This window comes from Microbacterium binotii (assembly GCF_021398715.1).
Classification (GTDB): domain Bacteria; phylum Actinomycetota; class Actinomycetes; order Actinomycetales; family Microbacteriaceae; genus Microbacterium; species Microbacterium binotii_A.
Map to the genome: position 1 here is coordinate 1,503,060 of NZ_CP090347.1, position 22,813 is coordinate 1,525,872.

Consider the following 22,813-nt stretch of genomic DNA (forward strand, 5'->3'; position numbering starts at 1 on the left):
CATCATGGCGACTTTCGGCACCCTCTCCGACCGGCTCACTGAGACCTTCCGCAATCTGCGCACGAAGGGAAAGCTCAGCCCCGCCGACGTCGACGGGACGGTGCGCGAGATCCGTCGCGCCCTGCTCGACGCCGACGTCGCGCTGGTCGTGGTCAAGGAGTTCACCAGCAAGGTGCGCGAGCGGGCGCTCGGTGACGAGGTCAATCGCGCGCTGAATCCGGCGCAGCAGGTCGTGCAGATCGTCAACGAGGAGCTCGTCGCGATTCTGGGTGGCGAGCAGCGTCGTCTGCAGTTCGCGAAGACGCCGCCCACGGTCATCATGCTCGCGGGCCTCCAGGGTTCCGGAAAGACGACCTTCGCCGGCAAGCTGGCGCGTCTTCTCGAGAAGGACGGCCACACTCCGCTCCTCATCGCCGCCGACCTCCAGCGCCCGAACGCCGTGAATCAGCTGCAGGTCGTCGCCGAGCGCGCGGGAGCGGCGATCTACGCGCCCGAGCCGGGCAACGGCGTCGGCGATCCCGTGCGGGTCGCACGCGACGGCGTCGAATACGCGCGCCGTCACCAGCACGATACGGTCATCATCGACACCGCCGGACGCCTGGGCGTCGACGCGGAGCTCATGAAGCAGGCCGCCGACATCCGGACGGCGACCGACCCCGATGAGGTGCTGTTCGTCATCGACGCGATGATCGGTCAGGATGCGGTCAACACGGCGACGGCCTTCCAGGAGGGTGTCGACTTCACCGGCGTCGTCCTCTCCAAGCTCGACGGCGACGCCCGCGGCGGTGCCGCGCTGTCCGTGGCCTCGGTCACGGGCCGCCCCATCATCTACGCGTCCACCGGCGAGGGCCTCGAGGATCTCGAGCCCTTCCACCCGGACCGCATGGCGAGTCGCATCCTCGATCTCGGTGACATCCTCACCCTGATCGAGCAGGCGCAGCAGACCTTCGATGAGGCCGAGGCGATGAAGGTCGCCGAGAAGCTGGCGAAGGAGCAGTTCACCCTCGAGGACTTCCTCGAGCAGCTGCAGCAGATGAAGAAGATGGGTTCGATGAAGAAGATGCTCGGGATGCTCCCGGGCATGGGCCAGATGAAGCAGCAGCTCGACAACTTCGACGAGCGCGAGATCGATCGCACCGAGGCGATCATCCGCTCGATGACCCCGGCCGAGCGCCGCAACCCCAAGCTCCTCAACGGCTCGCGTCGCCTGCGCATCGCGCGTGGATCAGGCATGACGGTCACCGACGTGAACCAGCTCGTGCAGCGTTTCGACCAGGCCGCGAAGATGATGAAGACGGTCGCGCGCGGCGGCGTTCCCAGCATGCCCGGCGTGGGATCGATGGGCCGTCCGGGGGCATCCGCGAAGCGCGGCAAGCAGCAGAAGGCGAAGGGTTCGCGCTCGGGCAACCCGGCCAAGCGCGCCGCCGAGAACGCGGGACTGCCCGCTGCGGAGCCGACCGGGTCGGGCTTCGGTCTCGGCGGGGGCGGCAAGGCGCCGAGCGAGGCCGATCTCGCGGAGCTGCAGAAGCTCCTCGGCCGCGGCTGAGCCGGCCTCAGAGCACGATGCCCGCGTGGGCGAGCACCGCGCGCACGTGACGGGCGAGGTACTCCTGCCCCTCCGCCGTGGGATGCTCGCTGTCCCACTGCAGGAGTTCGGGGTTCTCCTGCAGCGGCTGACCCAGCCAGACGAACGTGCCGTCGGCTGCCTCCACGGCCGAGCGGAGGGCATCCGAGCTCCAGGCGATGGACTGCGGCGCCTCCCACGGCTGATTCCACAGCGTGCTCAGCCCGACGATCTGCGTCGAGGGGAGTGCCTCGCGCAGCTCCTCGACCGTCGCGCGTGTTGCCGAGTCGATGTCGTCGACGTCCTCATCCGCGTCGTTGTCGGACGACTGCAGGATGACCATCGCGGGTTTGAGGTCGATGGCCTCCTGTGCGAGCGCGGAGAAGTTGGTCCCGCAGTCGCCGTCGACCACGAACCCCGCGCCTCCGCACGAGAGGTTCACGATGTCGAGATGTGTCTGTTCGCCGAGCAGCACGGGCCAGGCTTCGTCGGGGTCGAGCCCGTATCCCGACATGATCGAGTCGCCGATCGTGACGATGAGGGCGTCGGAGGCGACCGTCGGCGTCCGTGACGGTGAACTCGACGGCGCGGGAGACGCCGGATGCGGAGCGCTGTTCGGTCGATGCGGGGGCGCTGCGGCGCACCCGGCCATCGTCAGCGCCGCAGCGCCGAGGGCGGCCCAGGCGGTTGCGCGGAGCCGGCGGTGGCGGCGGACGATCACGGCTCCACGGTAGGCAGCGAGTTTATGAGTGCGGTACAGGTTCAGCCGCGGGCGGCCAGCGGCGCGCGTCGCTCGGGACCGGCGCGGAACTCGCGGATGAGGTGCTGCACCACCTGGCGCAGGTCGCCGCCCGAGGCGTCCGCGACGGCGAGCTGGCGCGCATAGCTGGCCCCTTGCGCGAGCGTGGTGCGCACGCCCTCCAGCTCCTCGGCGCACTTGAGCTCGATGGCGATCTCACCGAGACGCTCCAGCGTGGCCTCGAGATGCTCGACGACGCTCTCCTGCCGCCCGTCGCGATCGACGATGACCCGCGCGTCCAGTCCGTACCGCGCGGCGCGCCACTTGTTCTCGCGCACGAACCACGGCTGCAGCGTGGGCAGTTCCTCGCCGGCGTCGAGGCGGCGGGAGAAGTCCTCGACCAGTGTCTGCGTGAGCGCAGCGACCGCTGCGAGCTCGGGCAGGGTCGACATCCCGTCGCACGCGCGCACCTCGATCGTGCCCCACCGCGGGGCGGGGCGGATGTCCCAGCGCACCTCTGTGGCATCCGCCATGACCTCGGTGCGCACCATGTCGTCGAGATACGACTCGTACTCGGCCCAGTCGTTGAGCCCCCACGGCAGCCCCGCCGTCGGCAACTGTTGGAAGACCAGGGCGCGGTTGGAGGCGTAGCCGGTGCGCTCACCCGCCCAGAACGGGCTGGATGCGGAGAGCGCCTGCAGGTGCGGCAGGTAGGTGGACAGTGCGTTGATGATGGGGAAGACCTTCGTGACGTCGTCGACCCCGACGTGCACGTGAATGCCCCAGATCATCATGTTGCGCCCCCACCACTGGGTACGTTCGATGAGGGAGTGGTAGCGGGTCTTGTCGGTGACCTCCTGGTCGTACCACTGGGCGAAGGGGTGGCTTCCCGCGCAGAGCAGCTCCACGCCGCGCGGATCCGTCGCGGTGCGCACGGCTGCGATCGCATCCGCGATGTCGTCGACGGCCGCCTCGACCGTGTCGCCGACGCCGCTGGTGACCTCGATCGTGTTCGTGAGAAGCTCACCGGTGACGGCGAAGCGCTCCGGGGCGACGGACTCCTCGAGCTCGTCGATGATCTCGGGTCCGCGGGGGACCAGATCACCCGTGCGTCCGTCGGCGAGCATCAGCTCCCACTCGAGGCCGACGGTCGAGCGGCGCGACGGGGCGAAGGGGACGGTCACCGGCTCAGTCTGACACGCGGCGCGCGTTGGTTCGCGAGCCGCGTCATCATCTGGCAAAATAGACAGCTGGACCCCGCCCGACCCTCTATCCGGCCGGGTCCGAACCACAGAGCTTCCGCCGGGTGTGCACCCCACGCTCCAGGCGACCAGTTCGACCACCTTCCACACATTCAGGAGAATCGTGGCTGTCAAGATCCGTCTCAAGCGTCTCGGAAAGATCCGTGCGCCCTACTACCGCATCGTCGTCGCCGACTCGCGCACCAAGCGCGACGGTCGCGTGATCGAGGAGATCGGTCAGTACCACCCGACCGAGGAGCCGTCGGTCATCAAGGTCGACTCCGAGCGGGCCCAGTACTGGCTCGGCGTCGGCGCGCAGCCGACCGAGCAGGTCCTCGCCATCCTCAAGCTCACGGGCGACTGGGGTCGCTTCAAGGGCGACAAGGACGCCGTGAGCACCGTCAAGTACGCAGAGGGCAAGGCTCCCTTCGAGGTCGACGCGGCCAAGAAGTCGGTCATCAAGCCCAAGGCCGAGAAGAAGGCCGAGGAGCCGGCACCCGTCGAGGCCGAGGCCGCCGACGAGGCTGCTGAGAGCACCGAGGCGTAATCATCGTGCTGGCTGCCGCGCTCGAACACGTCGTCAAGGGGATCGTCGACAACCCCGACGCCGTGCGCATCGTCTCGTCCACGTCGCCGCGAGGTGATGTGCTCGAGGTGCACGTCCACCCCGATGACCGGGGTCGCGTGATCGGGCGCGGCGGTCGCACCGCCAAATCTCTGCGGACCGTGGTCACCGCCCTCGCCGACGGCAGCCGCGTGCGCGTCGACGTCGCCGACGACTGATGGCCTCCGCATCCGCCGATGGAGCGCGCGCGTCCGCGCCGCGTCCCGGCAAGACCCAGCTTCGTGTCGGCCGCCTGGTCAAAGCCCACGGTCTCAAGGGCGCCCTGAAGCTCGAGCTCTACACGGACGATCCCGACGGCCGGTTCGTCCCCGGGGCGGAGTTCACCCTCCAGGTCCCCGACTCGTCGCCCTGGTTCGGCAAGACCGTGACCGTGCGCGAGTTCCGCTGGATGAACACGCACCCCGTCGCGTTCCTCGAAGGCGTCGACGACCGCGACGCGGCCGAATCCCTCGTGCGCGCCATTCTCTGGATCGACCAGGACGAGCAGAGCACCCCCGACGAAGAGGACGCCTGGTTCGACCACCAGCTCGTCGGCCTCGACGTCGTTCGCGATGGTGTGGTCATCGGGCGAGTCGCACGAGTCGACCACCTTCCCGCGCAGGATCTGCTCGCGGTCGCCGTGGGCGAGAACGAAGTGCTGGTCCCGTTCGTCAAAGCGATCGTCCCCGAGGTCGATCCTGCGGCAGGACGAGTGGTCGTGACGCCGCCCGCCGGCCTCTTCGAGGAGCTCCCCGCCGACGACGACCCCGCGGGCGACGACGAAACGGCCGCGACCCGCGAGGACTGACGTGCGCATCGACGTCATCACGATCTTCCCCGAGTTCTTCGACGTTCTCGAGGTCTCCCTCCTCGGCAAGGCTCGCGGCAACGGGCTGCTGGACGTGCGCGTCCACAACCTGCGCGATTTCACGACCGATCGGCATCGCACGGTCGATGACACCCCCTACGGCGGGGGAGCGGGCATGGTCATGAAGCCCGAGCCCTGGGGCCTCGCGCTCGATGCGATCGCACGAGAGGCGACGTCCGCGCCGACGTTCATCTTCCCGTCGCCGGCGGGAGAGCGCTTCGTGCAGGAGACGGCCCGTGAATGGAGCAGTCGCGACCACCTCGTGTTCGGCTGCGGCCGGTACGAGGGGATCGATGAACGCGTCTTCACCTACGCCGCCACCCTCGGAGACGTGAGACTCGCCAGTCTCGGCGACTACGTGCTCAACGGCGGCGAGGTCGCGGCGATGGCGATGATCGAGGCCGTCGGACGTCTCGTGCCCGGCGTCGTCGGCAACCCGGAGAGCCTCGTCGAGGAGTCGCACGAGGACGGTCTGCTGGAGTACCCCTCGTACACGAAGCCCTCCGAGTGGCGCGGCCTCGTCGTTCCCGACGTGCTGCTGAGCGGACACCACGGCCGCGTGGCCGAGTGGCGTCGCGAGCAGCAGGTGGAACGCACGCGCGAGCGGCGTCCCGACCTGCTCGCCGACTGAGTCGGGATCAGTCGACGCCGAGGAACCCGCGGTCGGTCAAGACGATGGGGCCGTCAGCCGTGACGGCCACGGTGTGCTCGGTGTGCGCCCCGCGTGAGCCGTCGGCGCTGCGAAGCGTCCAGCCATCCGGGTCGGTCACGAGGCGATCGGTCGTCTCCAGCAGCCACGGTTCGAGCGCGACCACGAGCCCTTCACGGAGCGGATAGCCGCGGCCGGGCTTGCCGTCGTTCGGGACGTGCGGATCGCCGTGCATCACGCGGCCCACGCCGTGGCCGCCGAAATCGGTGTTGATGGAGTACCCCGCGCCGTGGGAGACGGCGGCGATCGCGGCGGAGACATCGCCGACGCGATTGCCGACCGTAGCCGCCTGGATCGCCGCATCCAAGGCGACGCGCGTGGTCTCGATCAGGCGCAGATCCTCGTCGCGCGGTGTTCCGACCACGAAGGAGACGGCGGAGTCCGCGACCCAGCCGTCGACGGAGGCCGCGAAGTCGAGCGAGACGAGGTCCCCATCGCGCAGCGTGTAGTCGAAGGGGAGCCCGTGCAGGACGGCGTCATTGATCGAGGTGCAGATCACCTTGCCGAACGGGCTGGCGCCGAAGGACGGGTGGTAGTCGATGTAGCAGGACTCGGCACCCGCCTTGCGGATCATGTCGTGCGCCTTGCGATCGAGCGTCAGCAGATTCGTGCCGACCTTCGTCTCTTCCCGCAGCGTCGCCAGCACCTCGGCGACGAAGCGCCCGGCCGGTCGCATCTGCTCGATCTCAGCCGGCGTGCGCAGTTCGATCATGGTGCTCCTTCGTTCTCCCCACTATTCTCTCCCGGCCGCAGTTCGTATGTCGTGAACGCAGCCGTTCCGCTCCGCTGGGTGTCCGCCCCGAGTGTCGGTCGCGGGCGGTTCCCGCGCCGGGTGGCCGCGTACGATGCAGACATGTGGCTTCGTCGTGCCGGCTTCCACTGGCTTCTGCCGTCCGCCTTCCTGCTGCCGCTCTGGCTCTTCGTCGGTTGGACGGTGACGGACGCGGGCGGTTGGGCCCTGATGTGGGTGTTGTTCATCGCCATTCCCTCGGTCTTCTTCGGTCAGCTCCTGCTGACCTTGTTGACTCGTCTGCGACCGACGGTCCGCGCTGAGCGCGCCCTCTCCTGGTGGGATGTGGCCGGCTATGGCCTCTGGCATGCGTTGACGATCACGCTCGGCCTCTTCGTGCAGCAGTGGTGGGCGCCGGTCATGGTGCTCACGGTCCTGGTGGGGGCGGCGAACATCTGGCTGCAGCTGTGGCAGCTGTGGCGACAGGCGCGCCCCCGTGCAGCAGTCCTGCACACGAGCGACGGCACCCCCTACATCCCGCCGGCGGAGCCGAGTCGGTCCACGACCGCGCCGGCGCACGAGGTCATCGTCGTCGAGGAGACGCTGCGCCGCGACGCCTGAAGTTGGCGCCAGGGGCGCCGCATGGCAGAATGGTTGTTTGTGCCCTGACCGGTCTCTGCCTCAGGGGAGACAGCCGCGCATCCCGCGCGGTGCGGGCACCGCTCCCACTTTCATAAGAACACGTTTCGCAGCCGACCTGTGGCGGTTGCAGGAAGAGATCCCTCATGCAGATCCTCGACGCCGTCGACGCGGCTTCGCTCCGCTCCGACATCCCCGACTTCGGTCCCGGCGACACCGTCAAGGTGCACGTCAACATCACCGAGGGCAACCGCTCGCGTATCCAGGTCTTCCAGGGCGTCGTCATCGGCCGCCAGGGCGACGGTGTGCGCGAGACCTTCAACGTCCGCAAGATCAGCTTCCAGGTCGGCGTCGAGCGCATCTTCCCGGTGCACTCGCCGATCATCGACAAGATCGAGGTCGTGACGCGCGGTGACGTGCGTCGCGCGAAGCTGTACTACCTCCGCAACCTCCGCGGCAAGAAGGCGAAGATCAAGGAGAAGCGCGACCGCTGATCGCGTTCTTTCACGAAGCCCCGACTGCTCCGGCGTCGGGGCTTCGTCGTGTCCGAGGCCGCGTCCGGATGTGCGACGCTAGAGTGCGGCTCGTGCCGCCTGTACCTCGAGGAACCGCATGAGCACCGACAACCCCTCCGTCGACGACGCATCCCTGCCGCGCCGATCGCGGCCCCGCCGGCGCCGCGGCGCACTGATCTTCCTCCGCGACGTGCTGGTCATCATCCTGATCGCGCTGCTCGTGTCCTTCCTGGTCAAGACCTTCCTGGTGCGCTCGTTCTACATCCCGTCGGCGTCGATGGAGAACACGCTGATCGAGCAGGATCGGATCCTCGTCGACGAGCTCACGCCGCGTTTCGGGGGCTACGAGCGCGGTGACGTCGTCGTCTTCCGCGACCCGGGCGGCTGGCTCGGCTCGTCGGTCTCCGCGCCGAGCCAGGGGCCGATCGTGGACGGGATCGAATGGGTCCTCTCGCTCGTCGGCCTTGCTGCGCCCGACAGCGACGACCATCTCATCAAGCGCATCATCGGGCTGCCCGGCGATCATGTCGTCTGCTGCAACGACCTGGGCCAGATCACCGTCAACGGTGCTCCGATCGACGAGTCCTCCTACCTCCTCCTGCCCGATGCCGGTGCCCCCGCATCCTCGCTCGATTTCGATGTGACGGTGCCCGAGGGCTCGCTCTGGGTGCTGGGCGACAACCGCTACCGGTCGAAGGACTCGCGGTACAACCAGGATCAGCCCGGCCGGGGCTTCGTACCCATCGACAACGTCGTGGGGCGCGCGTTCCTGATCACCTGGCCGTTCGACCGGTTCGGCGGCATCGACTTCCACCATGAGGTTTTCGCCGACGTTCCGAAGCCGGAGGGCCAGTGAGTCCGGTCCAACCGACGCTGCGACTGGAACGGCGGCTGTGGGCCGAGCAGCGCGTCGTCGTCGCCTGCGACGAGGTGGGACGAGGCGCTCTCGCCGGTCCCGTGGTGATCGGTGCGACGGTCATGGCGCCGCGCACCCGCCGCGTACGGATCCCCGAGGGCCTGCGCGACTCCAAGCTCATCCCCGAGGCGCGCAGAGCGGATGTGGCCCGCGCCGCCGAAGCATGGGTCGACGCGAGCGCTCTGGGATGGGCGTCGGCTGCGGAGATCGACGCGGTGGGCATCACGCGAGCGCTCGGCCTCGCCGCACACCGCGCTCTCGACGGCCTTCGCTCGCAGGGCGTGGACATGACGGGCGCGGTCGTGCTGCTCGACGGCAATCACGACTACATCTCCCCGGCGGGCGCGACGCCGTACGAGGTGCGCACCGTCATCAAGGGCGATCGCGACTGCGCGAGCGCCGCGGCCGCATCCGTCGTGGCGAAAGTCGCGCGCGACGCGCACATGGTCGCGTTGCACCCGGCAGCGCCCGCGTACCTCTGGGAGCGCAACAAGGGCTACGCGAGTCCCGAGCACCGTGCCGCCATCGCCGCACACGGACTTCACGCGCATCATCGTGCCTCGTGGCAGATCGCCGCGGCGCCCACACTCTTCTGAGACCGCGCCGACCCGGACCGCAGCCGTAGAATGGACGCACCATGGATGACGATGTCTTCGAAGACTACGACCGCGAACTCGAGCTCGCTCTCTACCGGGAGTACCGCGACGTCGTCTCGCAGTTCCAGTACGTGATCGAGACCGAACGCCGCTTCTACCTCGCCAACGACGTCAATGTCGTGCGTCGCGACACCGAGCACGATTTCTACTTCGAGATCTCGATGACCGACGTGTGGGTGTGGGACATCTACCGCGCCGACCGCTTCGTGAAGGCCGTTCGCGTGCTGACGTTCAAGGACGTGAACGTCGAGGAGCTCTCGCGTCGCGACTTCCAGCTTCCCGAGGAGCTCTCGCTCGACAACTGAGCGGCTCTCCTCACCCCGCGGGATGCGGCGGGTTCTCCCCGATGCGAGACTCGGCATGAACGCTGGTCGCGCCCGGTCGACACGCTGGGGCGATGGCAGCGAAAGACGACCTGGGGCGAGACGGTGAGGACCGTGCCGCATCCTTCCTGACCGACCGCGGATACCGGATCCTCGACCGGAACTGGCGGTGTCCTCTGGGCGAAGTCGACATCGTCGCGCTGGAAGCGGGCGAGATCGTCGTCGTCGAGGTGAAGACGCGCACGAGTGAGCGCTTCGGGCACCCGCTCGAGGCCATCGACGCACGAAAGCGGGCCAGACTGTGGCGCCTCGCCGTGGCCTGGTGCATCGCGCATCCCGACGAGGCTCGAGGTCGTGCCGTGCGCATCGACGCCGTGTCGGTGCTGGGGATGGATGCCGGCACCGGACACGTCGAGCATCTGCGAGACGTGCGATGACCGTCGCGCGTACGTGGTCGATCGCGCTCAACGGGCTCGAGGGCGCCCTCGTCGAGGTCGAGGCCGATGTCAGCCAGCAGACCCCCGAGTTCCGCATCATCGGACTCGGCGACCGCGCGCTCGGCGAGGCTGTGCAGCGTGTGCACAACGCGTGTGCGAACTCAGGCCTCCCGTTGCCACGTCGCCGCCTCACGGTCAACCTCTCGCCGGCGAGCCTGCCCAAACATGGATCCGGCTTCGACGTCGCGATCGCGATCGCCGCGCTCTCCGCGGACGGCGGAATGGATGCGGCGTCGGTCGCCGCCACGGTGCATATCGGTGAGCTGGGGCTGGACGGACGGTTACGACCCGTTGCGGGAGTGCTCCCCGCCGTGGTCGCCGCGGCGCGTGCCGGACGCCGCAGGGTCATCGTGCCCGCGGCGAACGGCGAGGAGGCACAGCTCGTGACGGGCATCGAGGTGCTCCCGGCCGCGACGCTGGCGGAAGTCGCCGCGCGGCACGGCGCAGACGTGGTCGTTCCCGACGTAGCCCCGCCGATGCGCGCCGCGACGGCGGAGGAGGAGCATGAACGACTGGACCTGTCGGACGTCATCGGTCAGCGCGAGGCAGTCGAGGCACTCGTCGTGGCCGCGGCGGGTGGGCATCACCTGCTGATGAGCGGGCCGCCCGGAGCCGGCAAGACGATGCTCGCGCGGCGCCTGCCGGGCATCCTGCCTCCGCTCGACCGCGATGCGGCGCTCGCTGTGGCATCGATCCGGTCGTTGTCCGGCGAGGCCGTGACCGCGCTCACCCGCATCCCGCCACTGGAGGCGCCGCACCATACAGCCAGCGTCGCGGCGCTCGTCGGGGGAGGGTCCCGCGTCATCCGGCCCGGTGCGATCGCCCGTGCCAGCGAAGGCGTGCTGTTCCTCGATGAGGCGGGAGAGTTTCCCGCGAGCGTCCTCGACGCACTGCGACAGCCGCTCGAGCGGGGCGACATCCATATTCACCGTTCGGGGGTGAGCGTGCGTTATCCCGCGCGATTCCAGCTCGTTCTCGCCACCAACCCCTGTCCTTGCGGCAACTACGGGGTGCGGGGAGCGACGTGCGAGTGCCCGCCGGCCGCGATCCGCCGCTACCTCGGGCGGCTGTCGGGTCCGCTGCTGGATCGTGTGGACATCGATCTTCCGATGCGCCGCGTCGTGGCGGTGGGCGCCGACGCCGCGGTCGGGCGCGTCTCGACAGCGGATGCGGCGAGACGGGTGGCGGATGCGCGTGCGCGCACCGTGGAGCGATTGGCGCGGACGCCCTGGCGGCGCAACGTCGACGTGCCGGGCCGTTGGCTCCGCGAAGGGCCCTCTGCGCCACCCACCGCGGTGCGGGCGCCGCTCGACGCGGCGCTCGAACGCGGCCAGCTGACCCTGCGCGGCTACGACCGCGTCCTACGGCTCGCGTGGACATTGGCTGATCTCGGGCAGCGTTCCGTTCCGACGCAGGAGGACATCGGCCGAGCCCTCTTCATGAAGCGCGGCATCGCCGCATGAACGTCCACGCCGTGGTGGAGAGCATGCTCCCGATGCTGGGGGAGCGGGCCACGCCGGAGCTGGCCGCCCGCGTCTTCTGGAGCGGCGTGGCAGAACCCGGCGACGCGCTGGCGGGAGCGCTGCTGGCGCGGGTGCCGGCGGAGACCGCGCTGCGCGTCGCCTCGCACGCCGCGGAGATCCAGCGCATCACCGGTGCCGGGGCGCGTGCGGCCGCGGATGCGGCGGCACGCTGGCGTCCTCGGCTGCGGGACGACCTCCTGACCGACCCCCTCGAGCGGGCCGAACGCTCGCGGGTGACGATCCTCGTCCCGACGGACCCGGAGTGGCCCGAGGCGCTCGACGATCTGGGCGATCACGCTCCGATCGCCTTGTGGGTCCGCGGCGCCCCTGATGCGCTCCGTGCGCCGTCCATCGCCCTCGTCGGCGCGCGGGCGGCGACCGCCTACGGCGAGCACGTGGCGGCCGAACTCGCTGCGGGAGTCGTCGCGGCAGGCGTCTCGGTCGTCTCTGGCGCCGCCTACGGCATCGACGGCGCGGCCCATCGCAGCGCTCTGGCCACCCGTTCCGGCTCGACCGTCGCGGTCCTCGCCGGCGGCTGTGATCGCTCCTATCCTGCCGGGCATGAACGGATGTTGGAGCGGATCGCCGCCACAGCGGCGGTGGTCGCCGAGGTGCCCTGTGGTGCGGCGCCGACCAAGTGGCGGTTCCTCGCGCGGAATCGCCTCATCGCGGCCCTGTCGCTCGCGACGATCGTCGTCGAGGCGGGCGCGCGAAGCGGTTCGTTGAACACGGCTGGGCACGCGGCGTCGCTAGGTCGCCCCCTGGGCGCCGTGCCCGGGCCGGTCACGAGCGCGGCCTCGATCGGATGCCACCGGCTCCTCCGCGAGTTCGACGCGGTCTGCGTCACGGATGCGGCCGAGGCTCGGGAGCTCGCCGGCCTCGGGATGGCGCGGCCGCTCGTGGTGCCCGGTGCGCGAACGGACGAGCGGACGCGCATTCGAGACGCGCTGAGCCCGCGAGTGGGGCGCGATGCGGCCGAGCTCGCGGCGCGGTCGGGGCTCGCGACCGCGGAGGTCGAGGCGATCCTGGGCGTCATGCTTCTGGAAGGGTCCGTCGTGGGCGTCGACGGCGGGTGGCGACGCCGCGCCGGACGTTGACTGGCAAGCTGGCGGCATGATGTTGGCCGCTGCGATCGAGGCATGGTGCGATCACCTCGCGGACGTACGTCGCCTTTCGCCGGCGACCGTACGGGCGTACGGGGCGGACCTGCGTGACTTCGCCGCGCTGTCCGGGGTCGAACAGGTCGAGAGTGCGGATCTGGAGGAGCTGCGAGAGTGGCTCTGGAAGGCGACGAACCGCGGTGACAGCCGCGCCACGATCGCCCGGCGCACCGCATCCGCCCGGGGCTTCTTCGGCTGGGCGCGCGAGCAGGGGATCATCACCGTGGACCCGAGCCTGCGTCTCATCGCGCCCAAGCGCGGCCGCACACTTCCCGCAGTCGCGAGCGCGCCCGCGCTGGGCGAGATGCTCGGCGCGATGGCGCGCGACAGCGCTGATGGCGACCCTGTCGTGTTGCGGGACCGGGCCGTGCTCGAACTGCTCTACGGCGCCGCTCTGCGCGTGTCGGAGCTGTGCGCACTGCGGAGCCGGGATCTCGACCGCGAGCGTCGCACCGTGCGCGTGACCGGCAAAGGAAACAAGGAACGCGTCGTCCCCTACGGGGCGCCGGCGGACGAGGCGGTCGCCGCCTATCTCGTCCGTGCGCGACCCGTCCTCTCGGCCCGTGCCGGTGATGATCGGTCGGATGCTCTTTTCCTCGGTGTGAGAGGGCGCGCTCTGGGCCCACGCAGTGTGTACGACCTCGTCGCGCGTACCGTCGGTCCCGTCATCGGAAGGGCCGCGGGCCCCCACGCCCTGCGGCACTCTGCCGCGACGCATCTGCTGGACGGCGGAGCCGATCTGCGCGCCGTCCAGGAGATGCTCGGGCATGCGAACCTCGGCACCACGCAGATCTACACGCACGTCTCGCATGAGCGACTCGCGGCGACCTACCGACAAGCCCATCCACGGGCATGACGCAGAACCCGCACGGCGCGTACCGTGAAGGCATGACACCGCGCCGACTGGGCCAGATCGCGATCCTCGTCGCCGCCGCGGCGGTACTGACCGGATGCGGTGTCGTCGCCGGCCCCCGACAGACGGTTCTTCCGGAGCCGCCGAACACAGCGCCGTCGGCTTCGTCCGCACCCGCTGGCTCGCCGACGTCCTCGCCGTCGGCGCCGTCACCGGGAGCGGACGGGCAGCAGGTGCTCTGCGGCAGTGGGACGACGGAGATCTCCGGAGCCGACCGGGACGTCGCGCTGACCGGCGAGTGCGTGAGTGTGATGATCGGGGGAACCGGGCTGCGCGTGGACGCGACTCAGGCGGCACTCGGCGTCGTCCAGCTCTCCGGTGATCGCAACGACCTGCGCGCATCGGACATCTCAGACCTCTCCGTGGGAGGGCAGGACAACGTCGTCGATGCGGGAACGCTGTCGACGGTGTCGCTCAACGGAGACCGCAACGCGCTCACGGCAGCGGGCTTCGGCGCGCTGGTCGTGTCCGGGAACGACAACACGGTGCACGCTGACAGTCAGGGGGCGGTGACCGACAACGGTCAGCGCAACACGGTCACCGGTCGCTGAGCTCAGCAGCACGGCAGCAGCACCGCGCGCGGCACTCCGCCCAGCAGGAGCAGCGGGTTGACGTACACGCCGTCTCGGCGCGCGCCGAGATGGAGAGCACCGTGTGCGGCGTGCCCGCCGTCGGCGAGCGTACCCACGACGTCGCCGGCGCTCAGCCTCGTTCCCGGCGCCAGAGAAGTGGCGACGGGCTCGAGCGTGCTCACCAGGCCGTCGCCGTGGTCGATCGTGACGATGGGGCGATCGACCACGACTCCGGCGAACAGGATCACACCGTCGCCGGGGGCGACGACGGTGTCGGTGCCGGCCTCGATGTCGATCCCACGATGGCCGGCCGCGTAGTCGTGGGCGGGTTGCCGGTAGGGCTCGACCACGCGCCCCAGGACGGGCCAGGTCCACGAGTGCGCCGTGTCCGCAGCGCCCGCGCCGGCTGAGGTGCCAGGAGACCACGTCGCCACGGCAGACGGTGTCGCCAGCGCGGCGACGGCGATGGCGACGGCGGCGGAGCGGCGGATGCGGGTGAGGACGGACATGCCTTCACCGTGCCCGGGAACGGGACGCGCGTGGGTCGCGGAGCCGCTGGTGGGGACGGCTCACCCGGGTGCGAGATCGGGGGAGGAGACATCGGTCGGCCGCATCATGTGGTGGGCCGGCGGCTGATACACTTGAGGCGCACCTCGCATGTCGAGGTGACTCCGCGTGCCCAGAGCGGCTTCATCCGCGGCACATCCACCCGACGGTCCCGTCTTCGGACGGGCGGGTGCGTGCCGGGCACCAGGCTCGTCGACCGATCGGTTCGACGCGAACAACCGCAACAGAAGGAGAACGGCCATGGCCGTCGTCACCATTCGCCAGCTGCTCGACAGCGGCGTCCACTTCGGACACCAGACCCGCCGGTGGAACCCGAAGGTCAAGCGCTTCATCCTCACGGAGCGCTCCGGCATCCACATCATCGACCTCCAGCAGTCCCTGTCGTACATCGACAAGGCGTACGAGTTCGTCAAGGAGACCGTCGCCCACGGTGGTACGGTCCTGTTCGTCGGCACCAAGAAGCAGGCGCAGGAAGTCATCGCCGAGCAGGCGACGCGCGTGGGTCAGCCCTACGTGAACCAGCGCTGGCTCGGTGGTCTGCTGACCAACTTCTCGACCGTCAGCAAGCGTCTTGCCCGCATGAAGGAGCTCGAGGAGCTCGACTTCGAGGACCCGGCGGCCAGCGGCTTCACCAAGAAGGAGCTGCTGCTCAAGAAGCGCGAGCTCGACAAGCTGCACAAGTCGCTCGGTGGTATCCGCAACCTCACCAAGACGCCGTCGGCCATCTGGATCGTCGACGCCAAGCGCGAGCACCTCGCCGTCGATGAGGCCACCAAGCTGGGCATCCCTGTCATCGGCATCCTCGACACGAACGCCGACCCGGACGAGTTCCAGTTCCCGATCCCCGGCAACGACGACGCGATCCGCTCCGTCTCGCTGCTGACCCGCATCATCGCGGACGCGGCCGCCGAGGGCCTGCAGCAGAAGCACAACCCCGAGTCCGGCGCCGAAGAGCCCCTGGCCGAGTGGGAGCGCGAGCTGCTCGAGCAGGGTGCCCCCGTCGCCGAGGGTGCGGACGCGGTCGTCGCATCGACCGAGTCCGCCGCGGACGCGGCAGGCGCCGAGGAGCAGGTCGAGGCCGTCGCCGCCGCTTCGGGCGAGAGCGTCGAGGCCGTCGCCGAGGCCGAGGCCACCGACAAGTAATCAGCGCGTCCCCTGGACCCGCTACGATCGGCGCGGCCGCGAACCGGCCGCGCCGATCGGCATCCGCGAGAACTCTCCCTACAGAAGGAGCCGCCACTCATGGCAAACTTCACCATCGCCGACATCAAGGCTCTGCGCGAGCAGCTCGGCACGGGCATGGTCGACACCAAGAAGGCGCTCGAGGAAGCCGACGGCGACCTCGAGAAGGCCGTCGAGATCCTCCGCCTCAAGGGCGCGAAGGGCAACGCGAAGCGTGCGGACCGTTCGACCAGCGAGGGCCTCGTGGCCGCGCGCGAGGTCGACGGCAAGGTCACGCTCATCGAGCTGAACACCGAGACCGACTTCGTCGCCAAGAACGAGCGCTTCATCGCTCTGGCCGACAAGGTCGTCGAGGCCGCCGCCGCCGTCTCCGCCGACTCCGTCGAGGCTGCGCTGGCCGCACCGGTGGACGGCAAGACCGTCGAGCAGCTCATCTCCGATGAGGCCGCGATCATCGGCGAGAAGGTCGAACTGCGTCGTGTGCGCACCCTCTCGGGCGACCACGCCGAGGTCTACCTGCACAAGACCAGCAAGGACCTGCCGCCGCAGGTCGGCGTCGTCCTGATCTACTCGGGTGACGACGCGGAGACCGCTCGCAGCATTGCGCAGCACATCTCGTTCGCCAACCCCTCCTACCTGTCCCGCGACGACGTGCCCGAGGCCGACGTCGAGAAGGAGCGCGAGATCGTCACCGAGATCTCCCGCAACGAGGGCAAGCCCGAGGCCGCGCTGCCGAAGATCGTCGAGGGCCGCGTGAACGCGTTCTTCAAGCAGGTCGCCCTGCTCGACCAGGACTACGCGCGCGACAACAAGCTGTCCGTCGCGAAGGTCGCCTCCGACGCGGGGCTGACCCTCACGGACTTCGCCCGCTTCAAGGTCGGCGCGTAAGTCGCTCGAAAGGCCCGCATCGTCGTCGGTGCGGGCCTTTCGCATGCCGTAGTTTTGACCAGACGAGAAGAGGACGCACACATGGACGAATCGACCGGGCGCCGTCGCGTCCTTCTGAAGCTCTCCGGGGAGGCCTTCGGGGCCGGCTCTCTGGGGGTCAACCCCGACATCGTGAGCCAGATCGCTCGGGAGATCGCCGCGGCGGTCGACGAGGTCGAGATCGCGATCGTCGTCGGTGGCGGCAACTTCTTCCGAGGCGCCGAGCTCAGCCAGCGCGGCATGGACCGCGGTCGAGCGGACTACATGGGCATGCTCGGCACCGTCATGAACGCGCTCGCCCTGCAGGATTTCCTGGAGCAGGCGGGCGCCGCGACCCGCGTCCAATCCGCGATCGAGATGACGCAGGTCGCGGAGCCGTACATCCCGCGTCGCGCCCAGCGTCACATGGCCAAGGGAAGGGTCGTGATCTTCGGTGCGGGAGCCGGGCTCCCATACTTCTCCACCGACACCGTCGCGGCCCAGCGTGCCCTCGAAATCGGTGCCGACGAGGTTCTCGTCGCGAAGAACGGTGTGGACGGGGTCTACACCGCCGACCCCAACAAGGACTCGTCGGCGGTCAAGCTCGACCGGATCACCTACAACGACGCGCTGGTGCAGGGACTCAAGGTGGTCGACTCCACGGCCTTCAGCCTCTGCATGGACAACCGCATCGACATGCGTGTGTTCGGGATGGAGCCGGCGGGCAACGTCACCCGCGCGCTGCGCGGCGACGAGATCGGCACGCTCGTCACGGCGTGACCTCCGCGTGCGGGGCCCACCCCGCCACTAGACTCGAAAACTGCTGGATATGAGGGAGTTACCGTGATCGCCGATGTGCTGACCGAAACCGCCGGACGTATGGAACGGGCCGTGGAAGCGGCCAAGGAAGACTTCTCGACCGTCCGAACCGGGCGCGCCAACCCGCAGCTGTTCCAGAAGCTGAGCGTGGAGTACTACGGCACCCCGACGCCGCTCGCGCAGCTGGCATCGCTCAACAACCCGGAGGCGCGCACGATCATCGTGACGCCCTACGACAAGTCGGCGCTGAAGGCGATCGAGCAGGCGATCCGCGACATGCCCAACCTCGGAGCCAACCCGACGAACGACGGCAACATCATCCGCGTCACGATGCCCGAGCTCACGCAGGATCGCCGCAAGGAGTACGTCAAGCTCGTGCGCAGCAAGGGCGAGGACGCGAAGGTGCATGTGCGCGGCATCCGTCGCAAGGCGAAGGACGAGCTCGACGCGCTCAAGTCCGAGGTCGGCGAGGACGAACTCGTGCGCGCGGAAAAGGACCTCGACGCCCTGACGCGTTCGCACGTCGACGCGATCGACGAGGCGCTCAAGCGTAAAGAAGCCGAGCTCCTCGAGGTCTGACAAGGCATGTCCGACGCATCCGATGCCGCCGGGGTCGCACCAGAGAGTGCGACACCGGGGCAAGGAGTGCCGCCGGGGCGTGATCGCGCCGGGGCGCAACGCCAGACGTCGCCCATCCGGGCGCGACGGAACGACTTCGAGCTGCAGGTCGCGCACGCGCGAGCGGAATTCGAAGAGGCGAACGAGCGCATCAAACAGCGCACCGGCCGAGACCTGATCCTTGCCATCGTGATCGGCGTCGCGATCGGCGCCGTGGTGTTGGTGGCGCTCGTCTTCGTGAAGTGGCCGTTCCTGATCTTCGGCGCGGGCGTCGCTCTGCTGGGCACGTTCGAGTTCGCCCGAGCGCTGCAGGCCTCGGGGCGCAAGATCGACGTCGTTCCGCAGCTGGCGGGCGGGTTGATGATCCTGCTGTCGGCGTATTTCCTCGATCTCTGGCTCCACTGGGTGTCGCTGTTCGTCGCGGTGGTCCTCATCGTGGTGTGGCGTCTGCTCGGACAGATGATCGCGCGGGACGGGCGACGCTACGCGGCCGTCGTCGACGACGTGCTGGCCGGCGCGCTCCTCCCCGTCTACGTGTCGTTCCTCGCGAGCCTCGCGCTGGTGCTGCTGCGCCAGGAACACGGCGAGTGGTGGGTCATGGCCTTCCTCATCGTGGCGATCGCGTCCGACACAGGCGCCTACGTGACCGGCCTCACACTCGGGCGGCATCCCATGGCACCGCGCATCAGTCCCAAGAAGACCTGGGAGGGATTCGCCGGCGCCGCCCTCGCCGCGGTGATCGCGGGCGTGCTGCTCTCGTGGTTGATGCTCGCGCTGCCCTGGTGGACCGGCATCATCTTCGGCCTCGTGATCCTGGGCACGGCGACCGCGGGCGACCTCGGAGAGTCCATGCTCAAGCGTGACCTGGGCATCAAAGACATGAGTTCCTGGCTTCCTGGGCACGGCGGCGTGCTCGACCGGCTCGACTCGATCCTTCCGTCCGCTCCCGCAGCTCTCGCGCTGTTCTACCTGCTGACACCTCTGGCGGTCTCATGACAGTTCACGAAGAATCCGCGCTCGAGCAGCGCAGCGAAGCCACGGCGATCTCCACCGCATCCCGTCACAACGCTTTCCCGCGTGTGCAAGGGCGGGCGAAGGGCTACGATCCTGCCGCTGTGGACGCCTTCCTCGCGCGTGCGCGCGAGGCCTTCGAATCCGACGCCCCAGGAGACGCCTCGGTCGGCGCTTCCGACGTGCGGGACGTGTCGTTCGCGCTGGTGCGCGGCGGGTACGCGATCGCACCGGTGGATGCCGCACTCGGTCGTGTGGAGGACGCGTTCGCCGCGCAGGAGCGTCAGCAGACGATCGCCCGCATGGGCGCACGTGCCTGGGTTCAGCAGCAGCGTGAAGACGCGCAGGTGGTGCTCGACCGATTGGGGCGCGATCGTCGACACCGTTTCGACCGCGTCTCGTTCGTCCACTACGGATACCGGGTGGAGGAAGTCGATCTCGTGGCCGATCGGATCGCCGGTTATCTGACGGACGGCACGGGCCTGACCGTCGAACAGGTGCGGTCTGTCGCCTTCCGGATGCAGCGCGGGGGATACCGCGAGACTCAGGTGGATGCGGTGCTCGACGCCGTCGTCGAGATCATGCTGGCGGTCGGCTGAGAGACGCGGCGCGATGCTCGCATGGCGTTCTCAGGACCGAATCGTTACAATCGGGACATCGTGACTTCCGGAGATGACACCCGAAACCCGGCGCCGTTGACCCGACGGTCGGCTCGTGCGTTGGTTGCTCCGGCCTCGGCACCCGCTTCGAAGGCCGCGACGAGCGCGCGCTGGTCGCGGCGTCGTGGGGTCGTCGGGGTGTTCGCCGGCGTCGCCGCATTGGCTTTCGCTGCCGCATCCGTCGGTCCCGCAGCATTCGCGCTCACGGATGCGGCGCCCACGCAGTCCGAGACCGAAACGGTCTACTCGAGCACGATCGACGACGCGCAGAGCCTCGTCGTGGCCTCCGGGGCCGTCGTGTCGCTCGATCGGGATTCATACAGTGCCTTCGAGAAGCCCAAGCCGCCGCCGGAGCCGGAGCCGAAGGTCGCAGCGGCGTCTCCGGCGACTCCCTTCTACTCCGGTGGCGGAGCGCCTTCGGAGTGGATGGCCGCCGCGGGCCTCGCCGAGAGCGACTGGGGCTACGTCGACTACATCGTCTCCAAGGAGAGTGGCTGGAACCCCAACGCCACGAACCGCAGCTCAGGCGCGTGCGGCCTCGTGCAGGCGCTGCCGTGCAGCAAGGTTCCCGGCAATGGCTACGACCCCGTCGACAACCTGCGTTGGGCCAACGGCTACGCTGTGGGGCGCTACGGCAGTTGGGCGGGCGCCTACAACTTCTGGATCAACAACAACTGGTGGTGACCGTGGCGCGATCGCGTCGACGCCGCCCCGAGCACTCCGGCTCCGAAGAGTCGTTCCAGCGCCTCCTGGCGGGCTTCAAACGCACGGAGATGCGCGGCGGCCGCGAGTGGACGGTGCAGCCGATCTCGGCCATGCAGGCCGTGAAGGATTACACCTGTCCCGGCTGTCACCACGTCGTCCCGGCCGGAACGGCCCACCTCGTGGTGTGGCGTGCCGACGGCGTCATGGGCGACGCCGCCGATCTCGCGGCTCGTCGGCACTGGCATTCTCACTGTTGGAAGGTGGCGTGATGACCGAGATCCGTGGGGCGAGTGTGCTTCCAGCGCGGCGCGAAGACATCGTTCTGCGCACGGCGGATGGGCTCGAACTGGTGGGGGAGTTGGCGCTTCCGCTCGAGAAGGACCCGGTCGCCACTCTCGTGACGCTTCATCCGCTGCCCACCCACGGCGGGTTCATGGATTCGCACATCCTCCGCAAGGCGGCCGCCCGCCTTCCGGCTCTCGCGGACCTCGCCGTGCTCCGGTTCAACACCAGAGGCACCTCGTCGCCGCGCGGACGGAGCGACGGTCACTTCGAGGAAGGCATCGGCGAGCAAGCCGACGTCGCGGCCGCCATGGACCTCGTCGCGGAGCGCGCGCTGCCGCATCCGTGGATCGTCGGCTGGTCCTTCGGCACCGAGCTCGCACTCAAATACGGCCGGGAACACCCCGTCGACGGGGCCATCCTCCTCTCGCCTCCGCTTCACCGCGCCAGTGAGACCGAGATCGCCGCCTGGCGGGGCGATCATCGGCGATTGATCGCTCTCATTCCGGAGTTCGACGACTACCTGCGCCCCGAAGAGGCGCGTCAGCGGTTCGCAGCGGTCCCCGAGATGACACTGATCCCCGTGGAGGGCGGCAAGCATTTGTGGGTGGGGGAGGCGCAGACCCGCCGCGTGCTGGACGAGATCGTCGAGGTCGTCAACCCCGCGGCCGCGCCCCTGCCGACGGAATGGGACGGGCCGCAGAGCTGATCAGCGCTCGTTCATGCGCGGGACGATCACCTGACGGTAGATGATGAGGATGCTCGCGGCGACCGGGATCGCCACGAGTGCGCCGAGAAGTCCGAGCAGTGATCCGCCGGCGAGAGCGGCGATCACGACCACTGCTCCGGGGACTGCGACGGCGCGACTCATGATGCGCGGCGAAACCAGGTAGGCCTCGAGCTGCATGTAGATGACGTACCAGATGGCGGCGGTGAGCGCGGTCGTCGGAGACCCCAGGCCAGGGATGAGGCAGGTCAACACGATGATGACCGAGCCCGTCAGGGTGCCGACCAGCGGGATGAGTGAGAAGAAGAACGCGATCACGGCCAGGACGGCGGGGAACGGCGCCTGAATGATGGTCAGGAAGATCGCGCTCAACACGCCGTTGATCACGCCGAGGCTGACCTGCCCCATGACGTAGTAGCCGACCGAGTCGGTGATCTGCTCGGACAACTCGATGAATCGCGGACGGCGCGAAGCGGGGACGAGACTGTAGACGGCGGCCTTGAGGTTCGGCGTCGACGCGGTGAAGTAGATCGTGAGGATCAGGACGATGAAGGCGCCCGTCAGCCCGCCCAGGAAGGCGAGGCTCGCGTTGATGACGCCGCCGGTGATGTTCCCCCAGTTCGAGATCGCCCAATCCTGGACGTTCGACACGGTGTCGTCGATGGTGCTGTCCTGGATTCCCGGGAACACCGAATGGATCCAGTTCTTGACGTCCTGCCACGACGTGCTCTGCAGGAAGCGCGTGACCTCCTCGACGAGCTGGCTGACCTGACTCACGATGATCGGCACGACCATCCAGACGATCCCCGCGAAGATGGCGAGGACGCCGAGGACGGTGACGAGGACCGCGGACCAGCGAGGCAACCGCCTTCTCGTCAACCAGGCCACCACGGGTTCGAGACCGAGCGAGAGGAAGAGAGCCGTGCCGATGTAGAGGAGGATCGTCGACAGCGTCTGCACGCTGCCGATGAGCAGAAGCCCCAGGCCGACACCGAGCGTGCCGATGAAGGCGATGCGGAACGGGTTGTGAAGCTTCACAGTGCCTCCTCGGCGAGTGGAACGTGCTGCACACACGATACGGGTGACGCGTCCGTGGAGGCGGGAGCGACCCCCTCTCGCGCAACACACAGGCGTCTCGGCTAGTCTCGAATGTCGGATCGTTCCGCTC

General features: G+C 69.0%; 29 protein-coding genes. 24 read left to right on the forward strand and 5 right to left on the reverse strand.

Features of this window, described 5'->3' with window-relative positions:
* The first annotated feature begins 4 nt into the window (after positions 1 to 4).
* A complete protein-coding gene (gene ffh / locus LXM64_RS07565; RefSeq protein WP_234075301.1) occupies positions 5 to 1,546 on the forward strand; it encodes a signal recognition particle protein in 1,542 nt (513 codons plus the stop codon).
* 7 nt (positions 1,547 to 1,553) lie between these two features.
* Here ffh and LXM64_RS07570 read toward each other — a convergent pair whose 3' ends face one another.
* Positions 1,554 to 2,285 carry an SGNH/GDSL hydrolase family protein gene (locus LXM64_RS07570; protein ID WP_234075302.1) on the reverse strand — a complete coding sequence of 244 codons (732 nt, stop codon included), beginning with the start codon at positions 2,283 to 2,285 and terminating at the stop codon, positions 1,554 to 1,556.
* A 41-nt stretch (positions 2,286 to 2,326) separates the two neighbouring features.
* Positions 2,327 to 3,487, reverse strand: a complete 1,161-nt coding sequence (locus LXM64_RS07575) for a glutamate--cysteine ligase (RefSeq protein WP_234075303.1) — start codon at positions 3,485 to 3,487, stop codon at positions 2,327 to 2,329.
* A 181-nt stretch (positions 3,488 to 3,668) separates the two neighbouring features.
* Here LXM64_RS07575 and rpsP point away from each other — a divergent pair, with 181 nt between their 5' ends.
* Genes rpsP through trmD form a run of 4 tightly spaced genes read left to right on the forward strand, consistent with a single transcriptional unit; the run spans position 3,669 to position 5,647 of the window.
* Positions 3,669 to 4,091: a 30S ribosomal protein S16 gene (gene rpsP / locus LXM64_RS07580; protein WP_234075304.1), complete on the forward strand. Its 423-nt coding sequence runs from the start codon at positions 3,669 to 3,671 to the stop codon at positions 4,089 to 4,091.
* A 5-nt stretch (positions 4,092 to 4,096) separates the two neighbouring features.
* Positions 4,097 to 4,327 carry an RNA-binding protein gene (locus LXM64_RS07585; RefSeq protein ID WP_137417151.1) on the forward strand — a complete coding sequence of 77 codons (231 nt, stop codon included), beginning with the start codon at positions 4,097 to 4,099 and terminating at the stop codon, positions 4,325 to 4,327.
* The gene (gene rimM / locus LXM64_RS07590) at positions 4,327 to 4,956 is read left to right on the forward strand and encodes a ribosome maturation factor RimM (RefSeq protein ID WP_137417150.1); all 630 of its coding nucleotides are present in this window, start codon (positions 4,327 to 4,329) and stop codon (positions 4,954 to 4,956) included. Before LXM64_RS07585 ends, rimM begins: the two co-directional genes overlap by 1 nt.
* Position 4,957: 1 nt before the next feature.
* Positions 4,958 to 5,647, forward strand: a complete 690-nt coding sequence (trmD, locus tag LXM64_RS07595) for a tRNA (guanosine(37)-N1)-methyltransferase TrmD (RefSeq protein ID WP_234075305.1) — start codon at positions 4,958 to 4,960, stop codon at positions 5,645 to 5,647.
* Positions 5,648 to 5,654: 7 nt separating this feature from the next.
* Here trmD and map read toward each other — a convergent pair whose 3' ends face one another.
* Positions 5,655 to 6,437, reverse strand: a complete 783-nt coding sequence (map, locus tag LXM64_RS07600) for a type I methionyl aminopeptidase (RefSeq protein ID WP_137417148.1) — start codon at positions 6,435 to 6,437, stop codon at positions 5,655 to 5,657.
* Positions 6,438 to 6,578: 141 nt separating this feature from the next.
* Here map and LXM64_RS07605 point away from each other — a divergent pair, with 141 nt between their 5' ends.
* The 10 genes from LXM64_RS07605 (at position 6,579) to LXM64_RS07650 (ending at position 14,148) form a co-directional block, all read left to right on the forward strand.
* On the forward strand, positions 6,579 to 7,076 hold the full coding sequence (locus LXM64_RS07605) for an MFS transporter permease (RefSeq protein ID WP_234075306.1): 498 nt from the start codon (positions 6,579 to 6,581) through the stop codon (positions 7,074 to 7,076).
* 164 nt (positions 7,077 to 7,240) lie between these two features.
* On the forward strand, positions 7,241 to 7,588 hold the full coding sequence (gene rplS / locus LXM64_RS07610; RefSeq protein WP_137417146.1) for a 50S ribosomal protein L19: 348 nt from the start codon (positions 7,241 to 7,243) through the stop codon (positions 7,586 to 7,588).
* Between the two features lie 118 nt (positions 7,589 to 7,706).
* Complete coding sequence (gene lepB / locus LXM64_RS07615) at positions 7,707 to 8,465, forward strand: signal peptidase I (protein WP_137417145.1); 759 nt, start codon at positions 7,707 to 7,709, stop codon at positions 8,463 to 8,465.
* On the forward strand, positions 8,462 to 9,121 hold the full coding sequence (locus LXM64_RS07620) for a ribonuclease HII (protein WP_234075307.1): 660 nt from the start codon (positions 8,462 to 8,464) through the stop codon (positions 9,119 to 9,121). The genes lepB and LXM64_RS07620 overlap by 4 nt, the downstream gene beginning before the upstream one ends.
* A 41-nt stretch (positions 9,122 to 9,162) precedes the next feature.
* Positions 9,163 to 9,486 carry a DUF2469 family protein gene (locus LXM64_RS07625; RefSeq protein WP_137417143.1) on the forward strand — a complete coding sequence of 108 codons (324 nt, stop codon included), beginning with the start codon at positions 9,163 to 9,165 and terminating at the stop codon, positions 9,484 to 9,486.
* 92 nt (positions 9,487 to 9,578) lie between these two features.
* On the forward strand, positions 9,579 to 9,941 hold the full coding sequence (locus LXM64_RS07630) for a YraN family protein (protein WP_137417142.1): 363 nt from the start codon (positions 9,579 to 9,581) through the stop codon (positions 9,939 to 9,941).
* Entirely contained in the window at positions 9,938 to 11,464 is a 1,527-nt protein-coding gene (locus LXM64_RS07635) for a YifB family Mg chelatase-like AAA ATPase (protein ID WP_234075308.1), read from the forward strand. The genes LXM64_RS07630 and LXM64_RS07635 overlap by 4 nt, the downstream gene beginning before the upstream one ends.
* On the forward strand, positions 11,461 to 12,621 hold the full coding sequence (gene dprA, locus LXM64_RS07640) for a DNA-processing protein DprA (protein WP_234075309.1): 1,161 nt from the start codon (positions 11,461 to 11,463) through the stop codon (positions 12,619 to 12,621). Before LXM64_RS07635 ends, dprA begins: the two co-directional genes overlap by 4 nt.
* 16 nt (positions 12,622 to 12,637) lie before the next feature.
* Positions 12,638 to 13,540 (forward strand): tyrosine recombinase XerC, encoded by a 903-nt coding sequence (locus LXM64_RS07645; protein ID WP_234075310.1) that lies wholly within the window; start codon positions 12,638 to 12,640, stop codon positions 13,538 to 13,540.
* Between the two features lie 32 nt (positions 13,541 to 13,572).
* Positions 13,573 to 14,148, forward strand: a complete 576-nt coding sequence (locus LXM64_RS07650) for a DUF3060 domain-containing protein (protein WP_234075311.1) — start codon at positions 13,573 to 13,575, stop codon at positions 14,146 to 14,148.
* A gap of 2 nt (positions 14,149 to 14,150) precedes the next feature.
* Here the strand turns inward: LXM64_RS07650 and LXM64_RS07655 are convergent, their stop codons facing one another.
* Complete coding sequence (locus LXM64_RS07655; RefSeq protein ID WP_234075312.1) at positions 14,151 to 14,678, reverse strand: murein hydrolase activator EnvC family protein; 528 nt, start codon at positions 14,676 to 14,678, stop codon at positions 14,151 to 14,153.
* Positions 14,679 to 14,976: 298 nt separating this feature from the next.
* Between LXM64_RS07655 and rpsB the strand changes: the two genes are divergently transcribed.
* From rpsB to LXM64_RS07700, 9 genes are all read left to right on the forward strand, one after another.
* Positions 14,977 to 15,879: a 30S ribosomal protein S2 gene (gene rpsB, locus LXM64_RS07660; RefSeq protein ID WP_234075313.1), complete on the forward strand. Its 903-nt coding sequence runs from the start codon at positions 14,977 to 14,979 to the stop codon at positions 15,877 to 15,879.
* 99 nt (positions 15,880 to 15,978) lie between these two features.
* Positions 15,979 to 16,806, forward strand: coding sequence for a translation elongation factor Ts (tsf, locus tag LXM64_RS07665; protein ID WP_137417135.1), 828 nt, complete (start codon positions 15,979 to 15,981; stop codon positions 16,804 to 16,806).
* 81 nt (positions 16,807 to 16,887) lie between these two features.
* Complete coding sequence (gene pyrH / locus LXM64_RS07670) at positions 16,888 to 17,604, forward strand: UMP kinase (RefSeq protein ID WP_137417134.1); 717 nt, start codon at positions 16,888 to 16,890, stop codon at positions 17,602 to 17,604.
* A 63-nt stretch (positions 17,605 to 17,667) separates the two neighbouring features.
* Positions 17,668 to 18,222, forward strand: a complete 555-nt coding sequence (gene frr / locus LXM64_RS07675) for a ribosome recycling factor (RefSeq protein WP_234075314.1) — start codon at positions 17,668 to 17,670, stop codon at positions 18,220 to 18,222.
* Between the two features lie 6 nt (positions 18,223 to 18,228).
* On the forward strand, positions 18,229 to 19,257 hold the full coding sequence (locus LXM64_RS07680; protein WP_137417132.1) for a phosphatidate cytidylyltransferase: 1,029 nt from the start codon (positions 18,229 to 18,231) through the stop codon (positions 19,255 to 19,257).
* A complete protein-coding gene (locus tag LXM64_RS07685; protein ID WP_234075315.1) occupies positions 19,254 to 19,871 on the forward strand; it encodes a DivIVA domain-containing protein in 618 nt (205 codons plus the stop codon). The genes LXM64_RS07680 and LXM64_RS07685 overlap by 4 nt, the downstream gene beginning before the upstream one ends.
* A 120-nt stretch (positions 19,872 to 19,991) precedes the next feature.
* The gene (locus tag LXM64_RS07690; RefSeq protein ID WP_234075316.1) at positions 19,992 to 20,615 is read left to right on the forward strand and encodes a transglycosylase SLT domain-containing protein; all 624 of its coding nucleotides are present in this window, start codon (positions 19,992 to 19,994) and stop codon (positions 20,613 to 20,615) included.
* Positions 20,616 to 20,617: 2 nt separating this feature from the next.
* Complete coding sequence (locus LXM64_RS07695) at positions 20,618 to 20,905, forward strand: hypothetical protein (protein ID WP_234075423.1); 288 nt, start codon at positions 20,618 to 20,620, stop codon at positions 20,903 to 20,905.
* On the forward strand, positions 20,905 to 21,627 hold the full coding sequence (locus tag LXM64_RS07700; RefSeq protein ID WP_234075317.1) for an alpha/beta hydrolase: 723 nt from the start codon (positions 20,905 to 20,907) through the stop codon (positions 21,625 to 21,627). The genes LXM64_RS07695 and LXM64_RS07700 overlap by 1 nt, the downstream gene beginning before the upstream one ends.
* Here the strand turns inward: LXM64_RS07700 and LXM64_RS07705 are convergent, their stop codons facing one another.
* A complete protein-coding gene (locus tag LXM64_RS07705; RefSeq protein ID WP_137417129.1) occupies positions 21,628 to 22,683 on the reverse strand; it encodes an AI-2E family transporter in 1,056 nt (351 codons plus the stop codon). It abuts the gene before it with no gap.
* Between the last annotated feature and the right edge of the window lie 130 nt (positions 22,684 to 22,813).